Source organism: Prosthecobacter sp., from assembly GCF_044227185.1.
In the GTDB taxonomy this organism is placed as follows: Bacteria; Verrucomicrobiota; Verrucomicrobiia; order Verrucomicrobiales; family Verrucomicrobiaceae; genus Prosthecobacter.
Map to the genome: position 1 here is coordinate 107,484 of NZ_JBGAFO010000014.1, position 22,689 is coordinate 130,172.

A 22,689-nucleotide genomic window follows, 5' to 3' on the forward strand; every position below is an offset into this window, starting at 1 on the left:
CTCAAACTTGGAACTTGAGAGCCTTGCCACAGGCCCCCATCTCGCTAGGCTCAGCGCTCCTTTTCTCCGAATCATGAGCGCCCCTGACACTGCTGCCAAGAACTACAAAGACACCGTCCTCCTGCCGAAGACCGACTTTCCGATGAAAGCCGACCTCGTGGCACGGGAGCCGCAGCGCCTGGCCAAGTGGCAGGAAGGAAAGCTTTACCAGCGCATCGTGGCGCAGTCCAAGGGCAAGCCCACCTTCATCCTGCATGACGGCCCGCCGTTTGCGAATGGCGACGTGCACATGGGTACCGCGCTCAACAAGATCCTCAAGGACCTCATCGTGAAGTCGAAGACCATGGCAGGCTTTCACACGCCCTTCGTGCCGGGTTGGGACTGCCACGGGCTGCCCATCGAGTTCAAAGTCGTGAAATCCGCCGCCGGGCTCACGCCTGTGGAGGTGCGCCAACGCTCCGAGGCGGAGGCACGCAAGTACATCGACATCCAGCGCAACAGCTTCAAGCGCCTCGGCGTTTTCGGCGACTGGGACAACCCCTACCTCACGCTCGACCCCGTGTACGAGTCCGGCATCCTGCGCACCTTTGGCAAAGCCGTGGAGCAGGGCCTCGTGTACCGCATGAAGCGCCCCGTGCTGTGGAGCTACGGCGCGCAGACCGCGCTCGCTGAAGCCGAGGTGGAGTACAAGGAAAAGACCTCCCCTGCGGTGTACGTGAAGTTTGCGCTGGTGAATCCGCCGCCCGGTTGCGATGGCGCATACCTCGTCATCTGGACCACCACGCCCTGGACGCTCCCGGCCAACCTCGCCATCGCCCTGCATCCCACCTTTGACTACATCAGCGGCAGCTTCGCGCATGCCGACGGTCGCGTGGAAAAACTGGTCATCGCAAAGTCCCGTGTGGAAGCCTTCAGTGCGGCCACCGGCTTCAAGCTGAACACCGAGCACGCCAGCGAAGAGCTCAAAGGCAGCGCATTGAATGGCTGCGAAGCGCAGCATCCGTTCCTCCCGCGTACGTCGAAGGTCATCAACACCCTCTTCGTCACCGACGACACCGGTACCGGCGCGGTCCACATCGCCCCCGGCCATGGCGCGGATGACTATCAGGCAGGGCGCGAGCACGGTCTGGAAATCCTCTCTCCCGTGGACGCCGACGGCAAATACACTGCCGAGTGCGGACTGCCCGACTTCGTGGGCAAGCACGTCTTCCAGAGCAACGACGGCATCATCGAAATCCTCAACGCCAAAGGCGCGATTCTGGGCAACGAGAAATACGTGCATCAGTACCCGCACTGCTGGCGCTCCAAGACCCCCATCATCTTCCGCGCGGTGGAGCAGTTCTTCATCAAGATCGACGACATCCGCGCCAAGGCTTTGTACGAGATCGACAAAGTGCAGTGGCTGCCCGCCTGGGGCCGCAACCGCATCTACGGCACAGTGGAAAGCCGCCCCGACTGGTGCATCAGCCGCCAGCGCACCTGGGGCGTGCCGCTTCCCGTCTTCTACTCCGCCAGTGGCGAGATCATCATGCAGCCCGAGGTCATCGGCAAAGTGGCCGCCATCGTGGCGCAGCACGGCAGCAATCTGTGGTTTGAAAAAGACGACGCCTGGTGGGCTGCCGAAGTGGGCCTGCCTGCGGGCACCAAGCGCGGCAACGACACCCTCGACGTCTGGATCGACTCCGGCTGTTCCCACGTCTCCGTGCTCGATCAGCACCCGGAACTCCATGCTCCGGCGGACCTTTACATCGAGGCCACGGATCAGCATCGCGGCTGGTTCCAGAGCAGCCTCATGATGAGCGTCATCGCCCGCGGCCATGCGCCGTACAAGGCGGTGATCACCCACGGCTTCGTTGTCGATACCAGCGGCAAAAAGATCAGCAAGAGCGACCAGGGCGCGGCCGGCAAAAACGCCAAGCCCATGACCGCCGACCACTACTACAACACCTACGGCGCCGACATGGTGCGCCTCTGGGTGGCCAGTGTGGATTACCAAAACGAAGTCCCGTTCTCCGAAGACCTCTTCAAGCAGAACAGCGAAAACTACCGCCGCATCCGCAACACCCTGCGCGTGCTGCTTGGCAATCTGAGCGGGGAAGTAGCGCAAGCGTCCCGCTTGCCGGATCTGGATGTAGAGCTAGCGTCCCGCTTGCCGGATGAAGACGTGCCGGCGGCCTCCCGCCAGCCCTCTGCAACCGCGACGGTTGCACCCCAATACACTCTCGTGGACCGCTGGATCCTCGAGCGCCTGCACGCCATCACCAAGGAATGCGTGGACGCCTACGCCCACTACGACTTCCGCAAGGTCTTCAGCGTGATCAACAGCTTCATCACCGGCGACCTCAGCGCCCTTTACATCGACATCACCAAAGACCGCATGTACTGCGATGCCGCCAGCAGCCCGCGCCGCATCGCCACGCAGGCCGCCATCCGCGAGATCACCGAGACCCTCTGCCGCCTCCTCGCCCCCATGCTTGCCTTCACGGCCGATGAAGCTTGGGAGCACCTCGGCTACACCGACAGCGTCCACCTCCAGTCCTTCCCGCAGCCCAATCCCGCCTTCCCCGGCAGCGATGCCACCCTGGCCGTGAATGAGCTGCTCAAAGTCCGTGGCGTCATCCAGCAGGCCATCGAAAAAGCCCGCCAGGAAAAGAAGATCGGCTCCAATCTCGAAGCCACCGTGGCCCTCACCCTGCCCGCCGAAGGCTTCGACCACCCCGTCTTCAACGACCCCGCCACCCTCCACGAGTTCCTCATCCTCAGCGAACTCAAGATCACCCGCGGCGGAGAACTCAGCGCCGTCGTGCAAGAATCCACCCACTGCAAATGCGGCCGCTGCTGGAAGTATCTCCCGGATGTGGGAGCCAATGCCGAGCACCCGACGCTGTGTGGGAGGTGCGTGGAGGCTGTTTCATAAACTTCCCAATGCTTGAGCCTGAACCTCTCAATCCATATACCGCACCAAAAGCGGCTTCGGCCTACAGGGGCAGTTCAGGCGCAAACCTCCCTCGCCGCCCGGCCTCGGTCAAGTGGGCTGTGTTTTGCGTGGGGTTGTTCACGTTGATTCTTGGCATCCTCTACTGGCAGGCCATCAAGGCTAAAGGTGCTGAGAGTATTTGGCGCAATCAGTCTTTGTTTGATCCCTCTCTTTTACTGCCCCTTGGCTTGGCGTTGGGCATGTTTGGAGGAAGGCGAAAAATCGCCTACTATGGGATCGCCATAGCCTTGGCGCTCCTGGCTTTGAAAGCATGCTACTCCAGCTTTGTGCAGTGGAGTGCCGTCGGCGCTTTTGCTCGTCCCTTTTTGGGGCAGCGCTTTATGGAAGCGCTGATGTCTTATGCCATGGGCTATCTCTTCTACCGCTTCACCTTCGGCCTCCCCAGTCGCCGCTATTTTGGCCTGATCTGACAAATGGCAGTTCGGCCGCCCAATCTCTGCGACATTCGAGACTTCAGTGAAACTCGATCCACGCGGGGATGATAAGAATGAGCAGTAAAAGGATGATTGCCAAGATGCCCCACGGCTCCATCCCGCTTTTGATCTCGGGGGTCTGTCGTAGAGTGGTCTGATAGGATTCAGAGAAGATGAAACGTGTCTGCTTTTGAAATTGAAAGCGCAGGATGAAGGCGTGAATCGTGATTCCAACCAGAGATTGGGGGAGGGAGAGAGCATTGGTAATGAGCCAAACCGCAGACAGAATCATCGTCAGCAGGCCAGCTATTTTCATCAGGCGTATCAAGCCCAGGCCTGCCACGAAGTACATTCCGATCGTGGCCCAATCGTACCAAGGAATGACATCCAGGCCCGGCTCCAGTCCAAACTCCCGCCATTGGATCCGCTGGATCATCCAAGAAAAAAAGAGAGACAAAATGCCCAGCATCAAAAGGACCCACCCCAAGGCCTTCAAGTGCGATTCTGTCCTCAAATGATCATATCGTACGCGGCTGGTATCCGCGTCCGTCACGAGCACTTCCGCTGTGGGTGCTGCATAGGGATTCAAATCCTCCATGGCGCACATGTTGCCGTCAGGGTGTGCTTTGCGCCAACGTTTCATTTTAGAGGCTTATTACCTCACCAAAAAATCCGGAGTGATCTGCGCAATCGAAGCCGCACCCGCCTGACGCATATCAATCTGTAATTCCTTCCGCAGCAGCGTCAGCATCGTTTCCACCCCAGTCTGCCCAAAGGCGGCGAGGGCCCAGAGGTAGGGGCGGCCGATGCAGACGGCGGTGGCGCCCATGGCGAGGGCTTTGAAGAAATCGGTGCCGCGGCGGAAGCCGCCATCCACGAGCACGGGCACCTTGCCATTCACGGCGGCGATGACGTCGGGGAGGCAGTCGATGCTGGCGCGTTTGCTGTCCTCGCTGCGGCCACCGTGATTGGAGACGATGATGCCGTCCGCACCGTTCTGCAGCGCAAGCGCGGCATCTTCCTTGGTGACGATGCCTTTGATGAGGAGCTTCATGGTCGTGAGCTCTTTGAGGCGCGGGAGAACGTCCCAGGTCATGTTCAGCGGGAGCTGGGTGGTGACCTTGGAGAGATCGAGCCCGGCAAACATGGGCCTGCGGCTGGCGACGTTGTTGTAGGCGAAGCCGCCGATGTGGCAGTCCGTGCACTTCACAGGTGCGGAGCGGCGCACTTTGAAAAGGGTGTCTCGCAGCGCGCCGTTTTGGGAATCGACGGTGAGCACCATCACCGGGCAGCCGGCCTTTTCGGCGCGCTTCACCACGGCGCCGGTCACGTTCCAGTCATCGGTGGGATAGAGCTGAAACCACGCCGGGCGCTCCATGACTTTGTTCACGTCCTCGATGCTGGTGGAAGAGTGCGTGGAGACGATGAAGTTGTGTTTCTGGGCCGCAGCCGCGCGTGCCGTGACAAGCTCCGCCTCCGGATGAAACGCGCGTTGGCTGCCCACCGGCGCGAGCATGATGGGTGTCTCCCACACTTCGCCAAAGAGTTTCACGGACGTGTCCACCTTCGACACATCCACGAGCCGGCGTGTGTGCAGCTGGTAGCGGCCAAAGGCATCGCGATTGGCCTGCAGCGTGGAGTCATCAGTCACACCCGTGGCGATGTAGGCGTAGTGCCAGGGCGGAAGGTTCTTGCGCGCCACGGCTTCAAATTCGAGCACGTTGACCGCCTGGTCCGCCGCAGTGATGAGGTCTTCTTCCGCATGCGCTGCCCCCTTGACAAAACTCCCCAGGCCAAGGCCGCCAGCAAGCATCTGCAAAAACCGGCGACGACCGTGCTCGTGTGTGATCATAGAAGAAGGCGCTGCCAGTCGTCCTCCCCCGGCAGGCTGTCAATGCCCATCCGGCGAAGCTCTGGCGCTGCTCGGCCACCCGTCAGTCCCATGAATTGCATAGGTCTCTTGCTCATGGACGTGCATTCCCCTCGACCACGGCCCATTCGCTCGCCAAGTTCACGGCCCCAATATGCCATCTGATACTCGCGATATTTTCCTCGGCACCGATTCCGGCGCCACCACTTCCAAGACCGGCGGCGTGTTTGCCGATGGTGAGCCTGTTTCAACTCACCTCCGCCAGAGCTCGACGAACGCCCAGAATGGCACCGCGGCGGTGGTGGCGGGCTGGGTTGAAGGAGCGGAAGGTTTCCTGAAGGACAACGGCCTCTCCTGGGACCGTGTGGAGGCTGCGGGGCTGGCGCTGCCGGGGCCTTACCAGCGCTACGGCGTGCTGGAAAAATCCTCCAATCTGCCGGACAGCTTCATCGGCTGGAACTTCCACGCCGATTACTCAGCAGCGATCGAAAAAGCCGCAGGCCGCAAGATCCCGCTCTATGTCGGCAATGATGGCGACTTCGGCGGCGTGGGCGAGGCCGCGCGTGTGCGCGGAGCCACCAAGGCCACCGTGCTTCTCCTCGCCCCCGGGTCTGGTCTTGGCGCAGCTTACATCGATGCCAATGGTCTCCCGCTCAGTGGTGATCACCTCGCAGGCATGGAAGGCGGCCACATGCCCATCCCGCGCCACCTTCTGGGCCATGGTCTGGATGAAGTCCCCGCCTTCCGCTGCGGCTGCGGCCGTGACTGGGGCTGCATCGAGGCCTACTCCACCATTTCCGGCCTGCCGCAGTTCCTGGAGTTCTTCCTGCCCAAGCATCCCGATCACGAGCTCGCCGCCAGCAACGACACGCCGAAAAACAAGGGGCTCTCCCTGCGCGGACGTGCGCAAAAGGGCGATCCCCTCGCGCTGAAGATCTTTGATATCCAGGCTCGCGCCCTGGGCATTCACGTGGCGAATCTGTCCATGGCGCTCGATCCGGGCATTGTCGTCATTGGTGGCGGCCTCGTGGATCCTGAGAGCACCACGCCGGAGTTCCGCGAGCGCTACCTCGGCGGCATCCGTGCTGCAGCATTGCCCTATCTTTTCCCCAGGCAGCGCGAGGAGCTGCAGCTCGTGCCAGCCACTCTCGGCGAGCTCTCGCAAGCCATCGGCGCCGCGCTCGTGGCGCTCTATTCTTCCAAGAGCTGAACTTCGCGATGCCCACCGAGATTGAGCGCAAGTACCTCATCAAGCCCGGCCAATGGCAGCCCGCCTCACCTGGCCGGCGCATGACCCAGGGCTACCTCTCACGCGATCCCGACCGCACCGTCCGCGTGCGCGTGGTGGGCGCTGAAGCCTTCATGACCGTGAAGAGCCGCCGCACCGGCATCACGCGCACCGAGATCGAGTTCCCCATTCCCCTCGAGCATGCGCGGGATCTGCTTCAGCTCTGCCACCAACCGCTCATCGACAAAACCCGCCACGAGGTAATGCACGCAGGCATGCTCTGGGAAGTGGACGTCTTCCACGGCGCCAACGACGGCCTCATCGTCGCCGAAATCGAGCTCCCCTCTGAAGACACCGCCTTTGAGAAGCCCGCCTGGATTGGCGATGAGGTGAGCCACGATTTACGCTACACGAATTCCAACCTCTGCGCCGTGCCCTTCAGCCAGTGGTAAAGGCACGTGCGCCTCTACCGCACCGGTTGCACCGCTGCCTTCAGGTGCGATAGACACTCCTCACTTTCGATCAGCGCATGCGCTTTACCTGAGAGCCTGCAAAAAGCCCTCCAGCGCTTCCTTCGCGCGCAGTCCCTCACGCCACGCCGCAGGAATCGCCTCAATCCCATGCGCCGCACCCAGCAGCATGCCCAGCGCCAGAGCACGCGCGCAGTTGTCTCCGCCCGCCATCGCGTTCTCGATCACAGCCTTGGCAAAGTCGTTTCCATGGTGTCTCACGAGCCATAGCACCGCAGGCAGCGCCTGGGGAAGGGGACACGCACGGCCGAGCTGGCCAATGGCATCCTCATCCCCCACACCCTCCGCAGCCTTTAGCGCCCACGCAGGCGCGGTTTCAGTAATGACGCTTTGCAGCTCCCCGCCGTGCAGCAGGCGCTGCGTGGCACGCGCCAGAAACTCCGCACACTCAACCGTCTCCGGCGAGCGGTGCGTGATCACCGTCTGCTCGATCGCCGCGGCGACAGCTTCAGACTCGGGCTTGTCAGCCAAAAAGGCCATCAGCGGCGCGATGCGCGCAGGTCCGGCCAGCTCATCTGAAGGCGCGCCACTCGTTGCCACCGTGGCGCCGGCCTGCAGATTCGTCAGCGTCCCCTTCGTCGCCTTGTCCACATAGTCGTTGTAGCTAGGCCACATGGCCTGCCAGTCCGCCAGAAAAGCGGCGGCGTCCCAGCGCCGCTCACGTTGCAAAAAAGCCAGCAGCCGCAGCGCCTGGTCTCCCGCGTGGCCTTGTTCGCCCGCCTGCTTGTGCGGATGGTAGGAGTCCGCGCTCGGCGCCAGATAGCCGGTCACACGACCATGCTTCTTCTGGATCAAGGCGGGATCGTAAATCCAGTGCACACCGAGAGAGAGCGATTCAGCGATGAAGCTGCCCTGCAGCATGCCGGCGAGACGGGAGGAAAAATCAGAGGTCATGTGTCGCACCTAGCGTCTATGGCTGCAGCCCGCAAGAGCCGCTCGACCTTCCGATGCCGCATGCAGGCAAAACCCTCGTTGGAAAAAGCGCCGCCGCTGGCTAGAACTGAGCCGCATGAAAGCGCTCATCGTCCCCCTCAGCCTGCTCGGCGTCATCTCTCTCGGCTGGCTCTTCAATCTCGCCATGGCCGCGCCGGCCGCCGCACCGCAGCCGCTGTTTTCAAGCGGGGGCACATGGATCGATCTCACCCATGAGTTCGCCGCGGACACGCTCTACTGGCCCACCGCGCAGCGCTTTCAGCTCGAGGTGGAATCACGCGCCATGACGCCAAAGGGCTACTTCTACGCCGCCAACCGCTACCGCGCCTCCGAGCACGGCGGCACGCACATTGATGCGCCCATTCACTTCGCGGAAAAAGGCAAAACCCTGGACCAACTGCCCGTCGATCAACTCCTCGGCTCCGCCGTCGTGGTGGATGTCTCGTCACAGGCTGCGGCCAATGCCGACTATCAGGTCAGCGTGGTAGATTTCGAGGCCTGGGAAAAGGCACACGGTCCGCTGCCAAAGGACGCCATCGTCCTCCTGCGCACCGGATATGCCACGCGCTGGCCGGACCCGAAAACCTACCTCGGCACCGAGCAGCGCGGTGCCGAGGCCGTGCCCCAGCTCCATTTCCCCGGCCTGCATCCGGACACCGCGCGCTGGCTCGTGACGCAGCGCTCCATCAAGGCCATCGGCCTCGACACCGCCAGCATCGACTACGGCCAGTCCTCCCTCTTTGAGAGCCACCGCATCCTGCTGGAGAAAAACATTCCCGCCTTTGAGAACGTGGGAGACATGAGCCAGCTCCCCATCACCGGTGTTTACATCATCGCACTCCCCATGAAGATCAAAGAAGGCAGCGGCGGCCCGCTGCGCATCGTCGCCTGGGTGCCGGGCAAACCTTGATCTTCCTCACCACCTCCACATTCCTTCCCTTCATGACCCTCCGCGAACCTGAAATCGTCGAACTCTCCACCCCCACCGGCCCTATGCGCACCCTGGTGCTCCGCCCTGCGGCGGCCGGCCGCTTTCCCGGGTTGCTGTTTCACTCCGAGATATTTCAAAACACCGCCCCCATCTGCCGCACCGCCGCGTTTCTCGCAGGGCACGGGTTCATCGTCGCGCTGCCGGAGATCTACCACGAATACCTGCCAGCAGGCACCGTGCTGGCCTACGATCAGGCAGGCTCGGATGTGGGGAACAAGCTCAAGATCGAAAAGCCCGTCTCCGCTTACGATTCGGACAACCGCGCCGTACTCGACTACCTCAAGTCCCATCCGGACTGCACCGGGCGTCTCGGCTCCTTTGGCCCCTGCATCGGCGGCCACCTCACCTACCGCGCCGCCTTGCAGCCAGATGTTCTCGCCGCCGCCTGCTTCTACCCCACCGACCTGCACAAACGCAGCCTCGGCGCTGGCATGAACGACGACTCGCTCGCCCGTGCCGCCGAGATCAAAGGCGAGCTCATGCTCGTCTTCGGCCGCCAGGACCCCCACGTTCCTGCCGAGGGGCGTGCTCTGATCTACCAGACGCTCACATCCGCGGGAGTCAATTTCACCTGGCATGAGTTCAACGCCGCCCACGCCTTCCTCCGAGACGAAGGCCTCCGCTACGATGCCGAGCTGGCCCGCCAGGCCCTCGGCATGACGGTGGATTTCTTCCGGCGTTGTCTGAGGGAGTAGAGAGGTATTCCCTCCCCCCAAGAAACCGCCCGCGAATACGTCACTCACATCGCAACATCTCCCATCATCATGAAAACCATCGCCTTGTTCTCCCTTGCCTTGCTCACCTTCGGCAGCCTTTCCCTCCGCGCGGACGTCTTTGACTCCCGAGCCGTCCTCGGCGTGACCTCCGGCGTCAGCATCGATGCCGCCGTGAAGCGCGCGAAGAAGGAAAACAAAAAGGTGCTGGTCTTTGCGCTGGATGAGCAGAAAAACAGTCAGGCCTTCCACATCAAGGGCATGCTGGAGTTTGAGGAGACCAAGAAGCTGGTGCGGGACAACTTCCTCATCGTCGTCACCGACTTCAAAGACAAGCACATCCGCGACCACATCGGCAGCGACGGCACGGACCGTCCCATGTACTTCCTCTTCGGCGGAGACGGCAAGATCATCCAAAAAGGCACCACCGCCATGGGTGGCTCCGCTGGCAACAAACTGGTGAAGGAATGGACCGGGAAGTGAGCCTGCAAAGCGCTCTCACTCCTGTCATCCCCCCGCCGCGATCAACGACGTCCGGCACAGCCGCGCATACATCCCGTCATGCGCGATGAGTTCATCGTGCGTGCCCTGCTCGATGATGCATCCACGATCCAGCACGTAGATGCGGTCCGCGTTGCGCACCGTGCTCAGACGATGCGCGATGACGAAGCTCGTGCGGTTCGCCATCAGGTGTTCCAGCGCCTCCTGAATTTGCCGCTCCGTTTCCGTGTCCACACTTGCCGTGGCCTCATCCAGCAGGAGGATGGGCGGATTCCGCAGCAGGGCGCGGGCGATGCTGATGCGCTGCTTTTCACCCACGCTCAGCTTCACGCCGCGCTCGCCCACATGCGTATCCAGCAGGTCGGGCAGGCGTTTCACAAAGCCGTCTGCATTCGCGCTTTTCAGCGACTCCCAGAGCTGCTCGTCCGTCGCATCACGTTTGCCGATGACCAGGTTTTCCCGCACCGTGCCGTTAAAAAGGAAGCTTTCCTGCGTCACGTAGCCGATGTGCCGGCGAAGCCACGCCTTGTTCAGCTCATGCACCGGCGCTCCATCGATGGTGATCACCCCTTCATCATACTCATAGAAGCGCGTCAGCAGATTGATCAGGGTGGACTTGCCCGCGCCCGTCGGTCCCACCAGCGCGATGGTCTGTCCCGGTCGCGCCTCCAGCGAGACGCCGTGCACCGTGGGCGTTTTGCCCGCATAGCTGAAGCCCACGTTGTCATACTTCACATGGCCGGAGATGCCCGGCAGCTCGCGCCCCCCCGTGGTGTCGGCTTCAGGCTCGGCATCCAGAATGTCAAACACACGCTCCCCGGCGGCGCGTCCCGCCTGTAGAATTTGATTGAGCTGGTGCAGGCTTTCGATGGGGTCGTAGAAAAACTTCAGCAGCAGCAGAAAGGCCGTGAGGTCGCCGCTTTGAATCTTCCCCGCCATCAGCTGGCGCGCGCCCACCCACAGCACAATGACCATGCCCACGCTGGTGAGAAACTGCATGCCCGGCCGGTACAGCGCCCACACGCGCATCACATGCAGCGTCGCCTGGCGCAGCGCGCCGCTGGCGCGGTTAAAGCGGCCGTGCTCCTCCGTCTCCATGGCATAGGCTTTGATCTGCCGCATGCCGGACACGTTGTCCTGCAGCAGGCTGTTCATGGCGCTGCTGGCCTTGCGCACCTTGCGGTGGCGGTCGCGGGAGGTGCGCGTGTAGGTCAGCGCCCCGGCCACCAGAAAGGGCAGGGGGATCAGCGCGTAGAGCGTCAGCGTCACATCTGCCTGCAACATGAAGGCGCCCACCACGATGATTTGCAGCACGGACACCAGCCCCTGCTCGATGCCGTCAATGAGCACGCGCTCCACGGAGGGGATGTCTTCGGAGACTGTGGTCATGATGTCCCCGGAGGGACGGTTGTCGAACCACCGCAGCGGCAGCGTTTGCAGCCGCTGGTAGATGTCGCTGCGCAGGTCGTAGATGACCTTCTGCTCAAAGGTGTTGTTGAGCTGGATGCGCAGCGAATTGAACACATGCTGTGCAAAGTAGGCAAAGAGGGCCCACAGCGCCAGCGGCCCCAGGCGGTCCCACTGCTTCCCCGGCACCACCACGTCCATCACCTCCCGCGTGATGTGGGGAAAGACGATCACCATCAGGGTGCCGGTGACGGCGCAGGCGATCTGGGCGGAGCCGAGCCAGGGGTAGCGGCGCAGGTAGGAAAAGACGCGGGCGATGGTTTTCAAATGGAAGGGATGGGAGCTTGATGCGGACGGGTTAGCAGCTATTGAGCATACGACACTCAGCAACAGGCATATCCATGAAATACCATCTGGCACGCGGCGAGGAACAGCTCGGCATCTTCAATGATTTGGATGTGAGCGCCGGATTGCGGGAGGGCCGCTTCAGGCCCACCGACCTCTGCTGGGCGGAGGGCATGCCCGGGTGGCTGCCCCTGGGTGCCCACCTGCAGGAGCTGAACATGGACACGGCCGCCGCTCCCGTCTCCGAGGTCCCCGGTCTGGCCGCCCTGCGCGCCGAGGTCCGGCAGGATCAGACGCTCCGCCTCCAGCCGGCCTCCCGCGGCCAGCGTCTCGCCGCCCATCTCATCGATCTGGTGATGATGGTCGTTCCCTTCATGGTCTATTACATGATCGTCTTTGATCAGGCGCTCCAGGAGGAGGTGCAGGCCCTGCAGAAGGATCCTGCGGCCATGGCCGCCGCCATTCAGCGCCGCATCGATGTCGTCCAGGCCTCCGGCAATCCCGTCCCGTCCATCATGAGCCTGATCATGAACCTGCTGATGCTTGCCAACGTGATTCTCCTCACCGTGCGCGGCCAGACTCTTGGCAAGATGTGCCTGGGCATCCAGGTCGTGCGTTTTCCGGGCGGGGAGAGGGCCGGTTTTGTGAAGGCGGTGCTGCTGCGCAATGTCCTCTTTGGCATCCTCGTCTTTGGCAGTCTCATCTTCTACGGCCTCGCGGGCATGGCCCTGCCGGTGGCCAATGTGCTCCTGATCTTCCGCCAGGACCGCCGCTGTCTGCACGATCTGGTGGCGGACACCCTGGTGACGCGTCGAAAGCCCTGATCAGGGGAGCTGGGAGATGCCCGGCTTCGCGTTTTGATACTTGTTGATCTCGTTCATGCTCTCCCGCTGCTCCGGCGAAAGATTGCGCAGCTTCTCACGAAACGGGTGCGTCACGCCCAGCACAAAGCATGAGACGTCCAGCACCAGGATCACCATGGCTATCACGATGCCATACCGTTTCAGCGCCTCGTCGATGACCTTGTTTTTGTTCACGGAGAAGGTCTCCGATTTCGAAAACATCGATTGAAACAGACGCCGCCAGCCCCGTGGCTCCCGCGCAATGCTGAACGACCAGATGAAGAGGGCCGTCAGAATGACACAGGCGATTTGATAATGGATGGGGATTTCACGCATGAGGGTGCCACGGGTGGGCCGCAATGCCCGGGTGGAAGCCGATTTATAGATTGCACTGAATATGAGCGCAATCGCCGATTTGTCACGGTGCTGCGAATTGATCCTGCGCCGCTCCCTCGCCTGTGGCGGCCATTCGCGCCTGCCCATTGGCGGCCAGATGGTTCAGCATATGGAAGGCGTCCTCCGCATCGATGCCCAGCTTGCCGGCCACTTCGTCCGCCGTACTCCCTGTGCTGGAGAGCGCGGCCCGCACTTTGGCCAGTTGGTTGAGAAAGTCCGTGGCGGCCTTTTTCCCCGCCTCGACGCCGGGCTGGTGGTAGGCGTTGATGTTCACCAGGCTGGCGTAGAAGCTCACAGCCCGCTCAAACAGGGCGATGAGCATGCCCAGCGTGAAGGCATTGAGCTCGGGGATGGTCAGCGTGATGGACTCCCGGCCTTTCTCCGCCAGCGCCTTGCGCGTGCCGCGCAGGAAACCCTGCAGGTAGTCGCCTGTCGTGAAGCCGGGATCGACCTCCATGGAGGCCTTGTCGCGGTCCTTCGCCACTTCGATGAAGGTGACAAAGAAATTGTTCACGCCGTCGCGGAGCTGCTGCACATAGGCATGCTGGTCCGTGCTGCCCTTGTTTCCATACACAGCGATGCCCTGGTTCACCACCGCGCCGTCGAGGTCATGCTCCTTGCCCAGGCTTTCCATGACAAGCTGCTGAAGGTATTTGCTGAAAAGCACCAGCCTGTCCTTGTAGGGCAGCACCACCATGTCCTTCAGCCCCTGGCCCTTGCCGGCATGGTGCCACATCAGCGCCAGCAGCATCGCCGCGTTTTCGATCGCGGGCCGCTGCCGGGTTTCCACGTCCATCGCCGCGGCGCCTGCCAGGAACTGCAGCACATCCACGCCCTGCAGCGCGGCGGCCAGCGTGCCCACGGCGCTCATCAGGCTCGTGCGTCCGCCCACCCAGTCCCACATCGGGAAGCGGGTCAGCCAGCCCTGGGCGGTGGCGTGCTTGTCCAGCTCGCTGCCCACACCCGTCACGGCCACGGCGTGCTTGGCAAAGTCCAGCCCCGCGGCTTTGTAGGCCGCCTCGGCTTCCAGCATGCCGTTACGCGTTTCTTTCGTGCCGCCGGATTTGGAGATCACGATGGTGATCGTCGTCGCCAGTTCCGCGCCGATCTGCTCCATCACACGGTCGATGCCGTCCGGGTCCGTGTTGTCCAGAAAGGAGATGCTCAGCGGCGGATTCGCCGGGGTGATGGCATGCGCCACGAGCTGCGGGCCCAGCGCCGAGCCGCCGATGCCCACCACCAGCGCTCGGGTGAATTTCTGGCCGTTGGCCGCCGTGATGGCGCCGGAATGCACGTCCGCCGCGAACTTCAGCGTGGCCGCCAGCGTCTCGCTGATCTCATGCTGCAGCTCTGCATTCGGGGCCAGCCGCGCATTGCGCAGCCAGTAGTGCCCCACCATGCGTTTTTCATCCGGATTCGCGATCGCTCCGGCTTCGAGCTCGATCATCGCCTTGTAGGCGGACTCGATGCGCCCGGCCATCTGGCTGAAGAGGTCATCTCCAAAAGCCATGCGGCTGATGTCGATGGAAAAACCCAGGTTGGAGTAACGGACAAAGTATTTTTGAAAGCGGTCCCAATGGCTCATATCAGGCGTTAAGGAGCATGTGCGATGCCACGGCGCAACCTGTTTGAGCGTTGACGCCACGGGCTCTCTGCGGCAGTCTCGCCGCGCCATGAAAGCCGCTCTCTTTGCCCTCGCCATTCTCTTCTCAGCCATGACCACCCTCGCCACCGCCGCAGACGCCCCCTACCGCCACGTTGTGTTCTTCAAGTTCAAGGACAGCGCCACACCCGCGGAAGTGCAGGGCATTGAAAAAGCCTTCATCGAGCTTGCCAAAAAAGTGGACACCGTCACCGCCTTCGAGTGGGGCACCAATGTGAGCCCCGAAGGCCTCAACGACGGCTTCACCCACTGCTTCCTCGTCACCTTCAAAAACAAGGCCGGTCTCGACGTCTATCTCCCGCACCCCGAGCACGCCGCATTCGTCACCAAGCTCAAGCCTCTGCTCGACAAAGTCTGCGTCGTCGATTTCGTCGCGAAATAAATCAGCCGCACACCGCGCAGTCATCCCGCTTCGGCAGCCGCACCTTGCGGAACTGCATGCCGCCCAGATCCATTGAAAGCAGCTCCCCGCACAGCGTCTCGCCGATGCCCGTGATCAGTTTGATCACCTCCATCGCACCGATGCACGCCGCCGTGCCAGACACCGCACCAAACACCGGAAACTGCCGCGTCCAGGTGGGCGGCACCTCCGGCACATAGCAGGCCAGGCAGCCTGTCCTGCCGGGCACAAAGGTCGTCACGCTCGCCTCCAGCGTGTGCATCGCGCATTCGACCATCGGCTTCCCGGCGCGCACGGCTGCGGCGTTCAGCGCCAGCCGCTCCTGAAACAGCGGTGCCGCGTCCACCACAATGTCTGCCTGCGCCACCAGAGAATCCGCGTTGGCGGCGGATACATTCTCCGCCACCCCCACGATCTCGCAGCGCGGATTGAGCTCGCCCAGACGGCGCACGATCGACTCCATGCGCGGTTTGCCGATGTGGTCGTGCGTCTGCAGCAGTTGACGGTTCAAATCCGAGGCTTTCAGGTCTCCGCCATGGGCCAGCACCAGCCTTCCCACCCCGGCCGCCGCCAGCTCCAGCGCTACGAGCCCGCCCAGCCCGCCGACGCGTGAAATCAGCACCGTGGCCGCCTTGAGCTTCCGCTGGCCTTCCTCCCCGACCCCAGGCACCCACATCTGCCAGGCGTAAATCTCACGTTCGGGGTCGGTCAGCGGCGGGTGTTCGGGCATGGGTCGGAGAGGTTGAACAGACCCCGCGAAAAAATAATTTCATCTTTTTTCAACAGTTCCGCCGCCCCCGTGACTAACACCAGTAACAGTTGATGCGGGGATTTCAGCCCTCCATTAACTGGGTCTTGAGAGTGATTGGTTGTTAACTAAACCCCTGCTTCACCGCAGGACAAGTTGAGGTTGATCAAACCAGAGGCCGGGCGGAATCGGGAGCCGCCCGGCCTCAATCTTTTTAAGGCAGTCGGGAGCTTCGGCTCGCTCCGGAAATCTCCGCCGCAACAAGCTTTGGAGACCTTCCCTCACCCGACCTGCGTCGCCTGCACCCAGGTCGTCTCCCCGCACCATTCCCGGGCTTTCTCAGCCACGTCCACCGCCTGGGTCGCGCTTTCCGTGATCGCAAACATGGTGCTGCCAGAGCCGGACATCAGCGCCGCCCGCACCTCTCCCTGCTCCAGCAGCCAGGTTTTCAGCGCGGGCAGCATCAGGTACTTTTCAAACACCGGCCGCTCCAGGTCGTTTGACATCGCTCCCCATGGGCAGAGCTGCGGCGCGTAAAGCACCCCGGGGAGTTCTTGCGACTCCGCCCAGCGCTGGTAGGCCCAGGGGGTGGGGATGGGGAAGGCGGGCTTGATCAAAACCAGCGGAAGCTGCCAGGGGAACTCCACCTCCGTCACCTGCTCGCCCCTCCCCGCGCCGTCCGCGGCAGGGCTCTCAAGAATGAAGCAGGGCACATCCGAGCCGATCTGCGCTCCCAGCTCGATGAGCTGCGCCCGCGTCAGCGGGGAGCCCGCCAGCTCGTTGGCGCCTTTCAGCACCGTGGCTGCATTGCTGCTGCCACCGCCCAGTCCCGCGCCCGCCGGGATCTTTTTCTCCAGATGTATGCGCCAGGACGACTTTCTGCCCGTGCGCTTCTCAAAAGCACGCAGCGCCTTCATGGCCAGGTTGCTCTCATCCAGCGGCACCGTGGGGTCTGAGCAGGTCAGAGCCACCTCCCTGCCGCTGCCACGAAGCTCGATTTCCACCGTGTCTCCCAAGGCCAGCCGGCACAGCCGGGTCTGGACTTCATGAAAGCCGTCCGGCCGTTTGCCCAGGATGCGCAGCCACAGGTTGATTTTGGCAGGGGAATGAAAGGTCATGGTGGTCAGGCTTTGCGACCGAGCAGCGCCAGCATGCGCCCGGTACGGCCCTTCTCCATGCGGTAGGAATAAAACCGACGCAAATCCAAAGAAGTGCACAGCCCCGTGTCGTGGATCTGCGCCGCAGGCACCCCGGCCTCCCGCGCCTGCTGTCGGATCTGCGCGGCAAAGTCGATCTCATAAGCCGGCGGGCGGATGCAGGGGCTGAGCTGCACATGCAGATCCTCCGGACGGGTGCCAAAGTGCTGGCGCATTTTTTCAATCGCCTGCGTCGTGATGCCCATCTCGGAGCCCTTTTTGCCTGAATGCACCACTCCAAAGGCTCCGCTGCGCGGGTCCGCCAGAAACACCGCGCAGCAGTCCGCTACATAGATGCCGATCACGAGCCCCGGCACATTGGAAACAATGCCGTCGGTCCCGGGAATGATTTCATTCGTGGGTGCCGTGAGCACCGCCACTTCTTTCCCATGCACCTGCTCCGCGATGCACAGCGCCGCATCCGCAAAGCCGAGCTCCCGGGCCTGGGCGCGGTGCCAGTCCCACAGCCGGCTCACCACCACCGCGCGCTCTTCATCCACATCGATGTCCGGATGCCGCAGGGTGAAACGGTGCGCGAAGCCGGGCAATGCTTCAAGGGCAGGGAAGGTCATCCAAGGTTGATCGTGCTTCATCCAGGCGCTGTTCTGCCACGAAAAAACAAAAGGCGCACGGGGAAAACCGTGCGCCTTGGCAAAAAGGACGGGGAGGAATCGCTTACCGGGTGGCCGCTGTGTCCAGCGCACGGTAGGAGTCCATGAAGCTGCCGGCGTCCGCGGAGGACGTTTCGCTCATGGCGTCGGCAATCTGGTTTTGCAGCTCGTCACGCAGGCGGCTGACCAGCTCGATGCCACGGGAGGTGATGCGGACCAGCACTTTGCGGCGGTCATCCACGGCGTGCGTGCGCTCCATGAGGCCGAGCTTCTCCAGACGGTCCACGAGGCCGGTGGCGGCCGCCGTGGAGTGCCCCATCTTGCGGGCGATGTCCGTCATGGTCAGCTCCTTGGAGGTCGCCAGGTAGCCGAGAAGGAAGAACTGAGCAAAAGAGATGTTATCTCGGTTCAGCTCGCGGGAGAGATTAAGCAAAAACTCGCGCTGACTGAACAGGATGAAATCTGCCAGTTTGGCGTGGTCTTTGGCTGGGTTTTTGGTTCCGTTAATCATGGGAGGTGTCCTTAGAGCTATGGTTTCCGAGAAAATCTCGAACTTCAGTTAATGTAACAAGTTCCATTGGTAGGATCAAGATAAAATCATAGAATCCATAAATTTTTACTCAAGCCGATCAATAACTTCTTATTTGTGAGAGGTTAATATAAACTTATTATTACCGATGAAAGAATCTTTGGCAAACAATCTTTCAATCCACCACCAGAGTCAACCTCCCCAATTGGGGGCGCTCAGGTGCTACTGAAGCGATTTTCCCTTTGTCTCCGGTGCGAACCACACCAGCACCATGCCCACTACGTAGATGCAGGACAGCACGGAGAAGGCATGCGCCTCCGCATGCTGCCCGCCTGCGGCTCCGCCGAAAAATTTGGTCAGGTTCCCAAGCTGGAGCGCTCCCACGGCGGCGATGAGGCGGCCGAAGTTGAAGCAGAAGCCCTGGCCTGTGGCGCGCACGCTGGTGGGGAAGAGCTCGGGGAAGTAGAGGGGAAAGAAGCCGTAGAACGAGGCGGTGATGCCGCCCAGAAGGAAGGCGGTGATGATAAGGGAGCCCGGCGTGTGATCTCCTTGGAAGGGCTTGTTGAGCTGGAAGAAGGCGAGGGCCGAGGCCAGGGCCGTGACGCACAGCAGCGTGTAGGTGACACGGCGGCCCAGCTTGTCTGCAATGAAAGGCGTGATCAGGGTCACGAGAATGGCACCCAGGGCGGTGGCGATGACGATGTAGTCAATGATCGGCAGAGGACTGTCCTTCGGGGCGAGGCCGGAGGCCCAGCGGGCGGCCTGCTGCGCGGAGCCCCAGGTGCCGAGAAGCGCCACGGCAGCCAGTCCCGCACCAGTCAGCAGATTTCGCATGATGGTGCTGCGGTCCGCAGCCTGGGTGCTGCCTGCGGCCACGGAGCGCGCCATGTACTGGCGCACCGGGTGCAGATAACCCCACATGGCGACGGCCAGGCCAAGGAGTGTCACGACGCCTGCGATCACGCCGAGCCCGGCGTCCTGGCTTTCGGAGATGTAAGCTGCAAGCTGAGTGAGCGTCTTGTTTTCAGCAGCCAGGGGGGACCACACGTAAATGATGACGATGGCCGCCAGGCAGGCGATGAGCACTCCCATCAGGTCCATGGTGGCCCAGTGCGAGGTGCTGCCGGCCTTCTTCTCCTCCTCCCACTTGTGGGATTCTGGCACGAAGACGAGGATGAAGAAATTGATCAGTGCGGGCAGCGCGCTGCTGACGGCGATGAAGCGCCAGGCGCGGTTGTGCAGCAGGTACTCCGTGTTTTCCGGGGACAGGCCCATGGAATGAATCCAGCCTGTGACGACGTCCAGGCTGGCGTTGAGCTTCCAACTGATCAACCCCGTGAGCAGGAAGCCGATGTTGGACGCGGCACCGATCATGCCGGCGATCCAGGCGCGGTTTTTGCCACCCCAGATTTCATTCACCAGGGCCACGCCGAGCGCCCACTCTCCGCCCATGCCGAGGGAGGCCACAAAGCGGAGGCCTGCGAATTGCCAGGCTTCGGTGACGAAGGCGCAGAGGCCGCTGAAGATGGCGTAGGTGAAGATGGCCAGCGTCATGGCCTTCACGCGGCCCAGCTTGTCTCCCAGCCAGCCAAACAGCACCCCGCCGGTGGCGGCACCCACCAGGAAGACGGAGATGATGACTGTGAACCACTGGTCCCGAATCAGCTTGGCCGCATCAGGCGCCATATCCTTCAAAGGCAGCAGATCCTGCAGCGCGGGCTTGCCGATGAGCGGGAACAAGCCCATTTCAAAGCCGTCGAAGAGCCAGCCGAGGAAGGCTGCGATCAGTGCGGCCACGGCACCGTTGTTGGAGGATTTGGGCTGGGTCATGTCTGGTGGAGGGGAGTGAGTGTGGGAGGTGGACTGGGGAATGACGAAACCAGAATGAGGAATGACGAATGAACGAACAAGCAGCAATGACGCGCTATGGAGTCATTGGAGCTTCATTCGTCATTCGCCATTCTGGTTTCGTCATTCGATCTGGCTGCAAGTCGGGAGAGAACAGGCAGGCCGCTGAAGGTCAGCGGCCTGCGCATCAAGTGAGAGGGGGGAGGTTATTCTTTGGCCACGCCGTTGTTCCAGGCGGCGTACATCTCTTCCACCGTGGGGATTTCCAGCGGGCGCACGATGCGGAAGCCCAGCCAGGTGGCGTCGGTAAGGTACCAGATGCTCTTCGGGAGCTGCGGGTCCTGCTGCTTCCAGAGGGGATCGGAGGCCTTGCGGGCGGCGCTGCGGCAGAGCTCGGCATCATCGTCATAGGTGCCGCCGCGGGCCACCTGGGGGTAGGGGGTCTTGGAGCGGATCCAGTCATTGCCGAGAATGGAGGCTCCAGGGGGCGTGGGGGTGTACTGGTCCAGGCACCATTCGCAGACGTTGCCGTAGATGTCGTAGAGGCCCCAGGGGTTGGGCTTCTTCAGGCCGACCTTTGCGTACTGGAAGTTCGGGGCGTTTTCAAAGTACCAGGCGTACTCCTTGAGCTGGGCCTTGTCGTCGCCGAAGAAGTAGGCGGTCTTGGTGCCGGCGCGGGCGGCGTATTCCCACTCGGCCTCGGTGGGCAGGCGGTAGAAGTGGCCGGTCTGGGCGCTGAGCCACTGGCAGTACTTGTTGGCGGCGTGCTGCGTCATGCAGATGGCGGGCATGCGGTCGCGGCCCATGCCGAAATCCATCGGCTGGTAGGGCGGGGTGGGCTGGGAGATGAGGTCTTCCGGCTTGTCGGTGGGCTGCCACACCTGACGGGAGCCGTCCTTGTTGCGGCCGATGTTGGTGAGCTGGAAGGGCTCGTACTCGTCCCACGTCACTTCGTATTTGCCCATCCAGAAGGGCTTCAGGGTCTTCTTCACCTGCGGGCCTTCGTCGTCGCCACGGCCGGCTTCGCTCTCCGGGCTGCCCATGGTGAACTCACCGCTCTTGATCACCACCATGCCGAAGGGGACGCCGGTCTTGGGGATCTTGGTCTCGTAGGCCTTCATGTCCGCCTCTTTCTTTTCTTTGGAGGTTTGCACGATGAAGGCGTGGATCTTCTTCACCAGCTCCAGGTTGTCCGGGTTGTTGGAAGCCGGGCCCTTCTTTTCCTTGGCGGTGAGCTTGAGGTCGTCCGGCCAGGGGGCTCCCTGCTGCACCCAGAGCTTGAGGTAGTTGATGTCTTCTTTGCTCAGCGGGCCGCCGCTCTTCTTCGGCGGCATGAGATCGTCTTCATCCGCGGCCAGCGTGGTGAGGTGGTAGATGGAGCTGGTCAGGTCAAAGGGCTTGATGTTGGGCGCGTTTTCACCGGTGCTGAAGGCTTCCTTCTTCGTGGTGATGACCCAGTCTCCCTTGGCCTTTTCCGGGTTGTGGCAGGAGACGCAGTTTTGCTCCAGGATGGGCTGGATGTGCTTTTCAAACTTGATGCGCGGAGACTGCTCCAGCACCACACCGGAGGGCCACTCGGCCCCCTGTTCGATCCAGGTCTTGATCACTTCGATCTGCGACTTCTCCAGCGCACCTTCCTTCTTCGGCGGCATCGCCGTGTCTTCATCCTGGGCCAGCAGCAGCGTGGTGTAGATGGAGCTCTTCTTCGGGTCGCCCGGGGTCAGGCCTGGGCCGTTCTCATTGCCCTTCTTGATGTCTTCCAGCGTGTGCATGCGGAAGTCTCCCTTGTCCTCTTTTTCGCCGTGGCAGTGCGTGCAGGCGCCTTCCAGCAGGGGCTTGATCTGCTTGTTGAAATCAATCTTCTCCGCTGCGCCAAGCAGCGCGGGAGTCAGGACCAGGGCGGAAAGGAGAGGTCGGGATAAAATCATGGGTCGGGGCGATAGCATAGGCTTGGGGGGATGTCCAATACGAGCAAAAGTCTTGGAAACTACGGACCGCGGAACTATTTTTCTCCCATGAGAGGAATTCAAAGCCTTGCCGCCTTCCTGGGTGTGGCGTGGCTGGTCATGACGGGCAGCAGTTGTGCTTTTCGCAATCAGTTTCGGGACGTCCCTCGCGCCCAGCCTCACGCGCTTGTGACGGTACAGCCTGCGGCAGCGTTCTTTGATTCTGGGATCGGCATCTTCCAGCTCAACGAACAGCCCACGTCATTCTGGCGCTTGGCTGAGTGGTTCAGAGTCCCACCGGGCCCCATTAAGCTCCACCTCGTTGCAGGTAGAAATGCGTATGACTATGAGCCGCTCGGCTTCGTGGCGAAGGCCGGTCACCACTACGATTTGCGATACGGCGACACCCAATCGGTCATTGTGCTCTACGATGTGTCAGACACTTTGGCCGAGCCTCAGATGATCAGCCGAGCGTCGAGAGGAGACTACTGGGGCGGACTCAGAAAAAACGAGCACACACCTCCATGATGCCCGCGCGGGTGGTACAGCAGCGCATTTCAGGTTTAAAAAGCTCTTAATCC

The 22,689-nt window shown here is 62.0% G+C and carries 22 protein-coding genes; 10 read left to right on the forward strand and 12 right to left on the reverse strand.

The annotated features are described in order from the left end of the window. Window positions 1-73: 73 nt before the first annotated feature. Entirely contained in the window at window positions 74-2,917 is a 2,844-nt protein-coding gene (gene ileS / locus ACILSQ_RS26825) for an isoleucine--tRNA ligase (protein ID WP_395746771.1), read from the forward strand. 8 nt (window positions 2,918-2,925) lie between these two features. Continuing rightward, window positions 2,926-3,408, forward strand: coding sequence for a hypothetical protein (locus ACILSQ_RS26830; RefSeq protein WP_395746772.1), 483 nt, complete (start codon window positions 2,926-2,928; stop codon window positions 3,406-3,408). A gap of 43 nt (window positions 3,409-3,451) precedes the next feature. Here ACILSQ_RS26830 and ACILSQ_RS26835 read toward each other — a convergent pair whose 3' ends face one another. Together ACILSQ_RS26835 and ACILSQ_RS26840 are read right to left on the reverse strand one after the other, a co-directional pair. Beyond that, entirely contained in the window at window positions 3,452-4,054 is a 603-nt protein-coding gene (locus ACILSQ_RS26835; protein ID WP_395746773.1) for a hypothetical protein, read from the reverse strand. 12 nt (window positions 4,055-4,066) lie between these two features. Next, window positions 4,067-5,263 carry an alpha-hydroxy acid oxidase gene (locus tag ACILSQ_RS26840; RefSeq protein ID WP_395746774.1) on the reverse strand — a complete coding sequence of 399 codons (1,197 nt, stop codon included), beginning with the start codon at window positions 5,261-5,263 and terminating at the stop codon, window positions 4,067-4,069. Between the two features lie 172 nt (window positions 5,264-5,435). On the opposite strand from ACILSQ_RS26840, the gene ACILSQ_RS26845 reads away from it, so the two are divergent. Together ACILSQ_RS26845 and ACILSQ_RS26850 are read left to right on the forward strand one after the other, a co-directional pair. Continuing rightward, complete coding sequence (locus ACILSQ_RS26845; RefSeq protein WP_395746775.1) at window positions 5,436-6,491, forward strand: ROK family protein; 1,056 nt, start codon at window positions 5,436-5,438, stop codon at window positions 6,489-6,491. An 8-nt stretch (window positions 6,492-6,499) separates the two neighbouring features. Beyond that, complete coding sequence (locus tag ACILSQ_RS26850) at window positions 6,500-6,961, forward strand: CYTH domain-containing protein (protein WP_395746776.1); 462 nt, start codon at window positions 6,500-6,502, stop codon at window positions 6,959-6,961. 84 nt (window positions 6,962-7,045) lie between these two features. Here the strand turns inward: ACILSQ_RS26850 and ACILSQ_RS26855 are convergent, their stop codons facing one another. Next, window positions 7,046-7,933 (reverse strand): ADP-ribosylglycohydrolase family protein, encoded by an 888-nt coding sequence (locus ACILSQ_RS26855; RefSeq protein ID WP_395746777.1) that lies wholly within the window; start codon window positions 7,931-7,933, stop codon window positions 7,046-7,048. A 115-nt stretch (window positions 7,934-8,048) separates the two neighbouring features. On the opposite strand from ACILSQ_RS26855, the gene ACILSQ_RS26860 reads away from it, so the two are divergent. From ACILSQ_RS26860 to ACILSQ_RS26870, 3 genes are all read left to right on the forward strand, one after another. Continuing rightward, window positions 8,049-8,882, forward strand: coding sequence for a cyclase family protein (locus ACILSQ_RS26860; protein WP_395746778.1), 834 nt, complete (start codon window positions 8,049-8,051; stop codon window positions 8,880-8,882). Between the two features lie 32 nt (window positions 8,883-8,914). Beyond that, entirely contained in the window at window positions 8,915-9,658 is a 744-nt protein-coding gene (locus ACILSQ_RS26865; protein ID WP_395746779.1) for a dienelactone hydrolase family protein, read from the forward strand. Between the two features lie 69 nt (window positions 9,659-9,727). After that, window positions 9,728-10,159 carry a hypothetical protein gene (locus ACILSQ_RS26870; RefSeq protein ID WP_395746780.1) on the forward strand — a complete coding sequence of 144 codons (432 nt, stop codon included), beginning with the start codon at window positions 9,728-9,730 and terminating at the stop codon, window positions 10,157-10,159. A 24-nt stretch (window positions 10,160-10,183) separates the two neighbouring features. Here the strand turns inward: ACILSQ_RS26870 and ACILSQ_RS26875 are convergent, their stop codons facing one another. Further along, window positions 10,184-11,911: an ABC transporter ATP-binding protein gene (locus ACILSQ_RS26875; protein ID WP_395746781.1), complete on the reverse strand. Its 1,728-nt coding sequence runs from the start codon at window positions 11,909-11,911 to the stop codon at window positions 10,184-10,186. A gap of 74 nt (window positions 11,912-11,985) precedes the next feature. Between ACILSQ_RS26875 and ACILSQ_RS26880 the strand changes: the two genes are divergently transcribed. After that, window positions 11,986-12,753 (forward strand): RDD family protein, encoded by a 768-nt coding sequence (locus ACILSQ_RS26880; RefSeq protein WP_395746782.1) that lies wholly within the window; start codon window positions 11,986-11,988, stop codon window positions 12,751-12,753. Here the strand turns inward: ACILSQ_RS26880 and ACILSQ_RS26885 are convergent, their stop codons facing one another. Together ACILSQ_RS26885 and ACILSQ_RS26890 are read right to left on the reverse strand one after the other, a co-directional pair. Then, window positions 12,754-13,107 carry a hypothetical protein gene (locus ACILSQ_RS26885; RefSeq protein ID WP_395746783.1) on the reverse strand — a complete coding sequence of 118 codons (354 nt, stop codon included), beginning with the start codon at window positions 13,105-13,107 and terminating at the stop codon, window positions 12,754-12,756. Window positions 13,108-13,189: 82 nt separating this feature from the next. Further along, window positions 13,190-14,752: a glucose-6-phosphate isomerase gene (locus ACILSQ_RS26890; protein ID WP_395746784.1), complete on the reverse strand. Its 1,563-nt coding sequence runs from the start codon at window positions 14,750-14,752 to the stop codon at window positions 13,190-13,192. Between the two features lie 88 nt (window positions 14,753-14,840). Here ACILSQ_RS26890 and ACILSQ_RS26895 point away from each other — a divergent pair, with 88 nt between their 5' ends. After that, window positions 14,841-15,212 carry a Dabb family protein gene (locus tag ACILSQ_RS26895; RefSeq protein ID WP_395746785.1) on the forward strand — a complete coding sequence of 124 codons (372 nt, stop codon included), beginning with the start codon at window positions 14,841-14,843 and terminating at the stop codon, window positions 15,210-15,212. 1 nt (window position 15,213) lies between these two features. On the opposite strand, the gene ACILSQ_RS26900 is transcribed toward ACILSQ_RS26895, so the two are convergent. The 6 genes from ACILSQ_RS26900 to ACILSQ_RS26925 all read right to left on the reverse strand — a co-directional run bounded on the left by ACILSQ_RS26900 (window position 15,214) and on the right by ACILSQ_RS26925 (window position 22,090). Further along, complete coding sequence (locus ACILSQ_RS26900) at window positions 15,214-15,960, reverse strand: HesA/MoeB/ThiF family protein (protein ID WP_395746786.1); 747 nt, start codon at window positions 15,958-15,960, stop codon at window positions 15,214-15,216. Between the two features lie 299 nt (window positions 15,961-16,259). Continuing rightward, entirely contained in the window at window positions 16,260-17,096 is an 837-nt protein-coding gene (gene ispE, locus ACILSQ_RS26905; protein WP_395746787.1) for a 4-(cytidine 5'-diphospho)-2-C-methyl-D-erythritol kinase, read from the reverse strand. A 5-nt stretch (window positions 17,097-17,101) separates the two neighbouring features. Then, on the reverse strand, window positions 17,102-17,746 hold the full coding sequence (locus ACILSQ_RS26910; RefSeq protein ID WP_395746788.1) for a polyphenol oxidase family protein: 645 nt from the start codon (window positions 17,744-17,746) through the stop codon (window positions 17,102-17,104). A gap of 103 nt (window positions 17,747-17,849) precedes the next feature. Further along, complete coding sequence (locus ACILSQ_RS26915; protein ID WP_395746789.1) at window positions 17,850-18,296, reverse strand: MarR family transcriptional regulator; 447 nt, start codon at window positions 18,294-18,296, stop codon at window positions 17,850-17,852. 240 nt (window positions 18,297-18,536) lie between these two features. Further along, window positions 18,537-20,144, reverse strand: a complete 1,608-nt coding sequence (locus ACILSQ_RS26920; RefSeq protein ID WP_395746790.1) for an MFS transporter — start codon at window positions 20,142-20,144, stop codon at window positions 18,537-18,539. Window positions 20,145-20,368: 224 nt separating this feature from the next. Beyond that, window positions 20,369-22,090 carry an SUMF1/EgtB/PvdO family nonheme iron enzyme gene (locus ACILSQ_RS26925; protein ID WP_395746791.1) on the reverse strand — a complete coding sequence of 574 codons (1,722 nt, stop codon included), beginning with the start codon at window positions 22,088-22,090 and terminating at the stop codon, window positions 20,369-20,371. An 87-nt stretch (window positions 22,091-22,177) separates the two neighbouring features. Here ACILSQ_RS26925 and ACILSQ_RS26930 point away from each other — a divergent pair, with 87 nt between their 5' ends. Then, window positions 22,178-22,636 (forward strand): hypothetical protein, encoded by a 459-nt coding sequence (locus ACILSQ_RS26930; RefSeq protein WP_395746792.1) that lies wholly within the window; start codon window positions 22,178-22,180, stop codon window positions 22,634-22,636. Window positions 22,637-22,689: the final 53 nt, after the last annotated feature.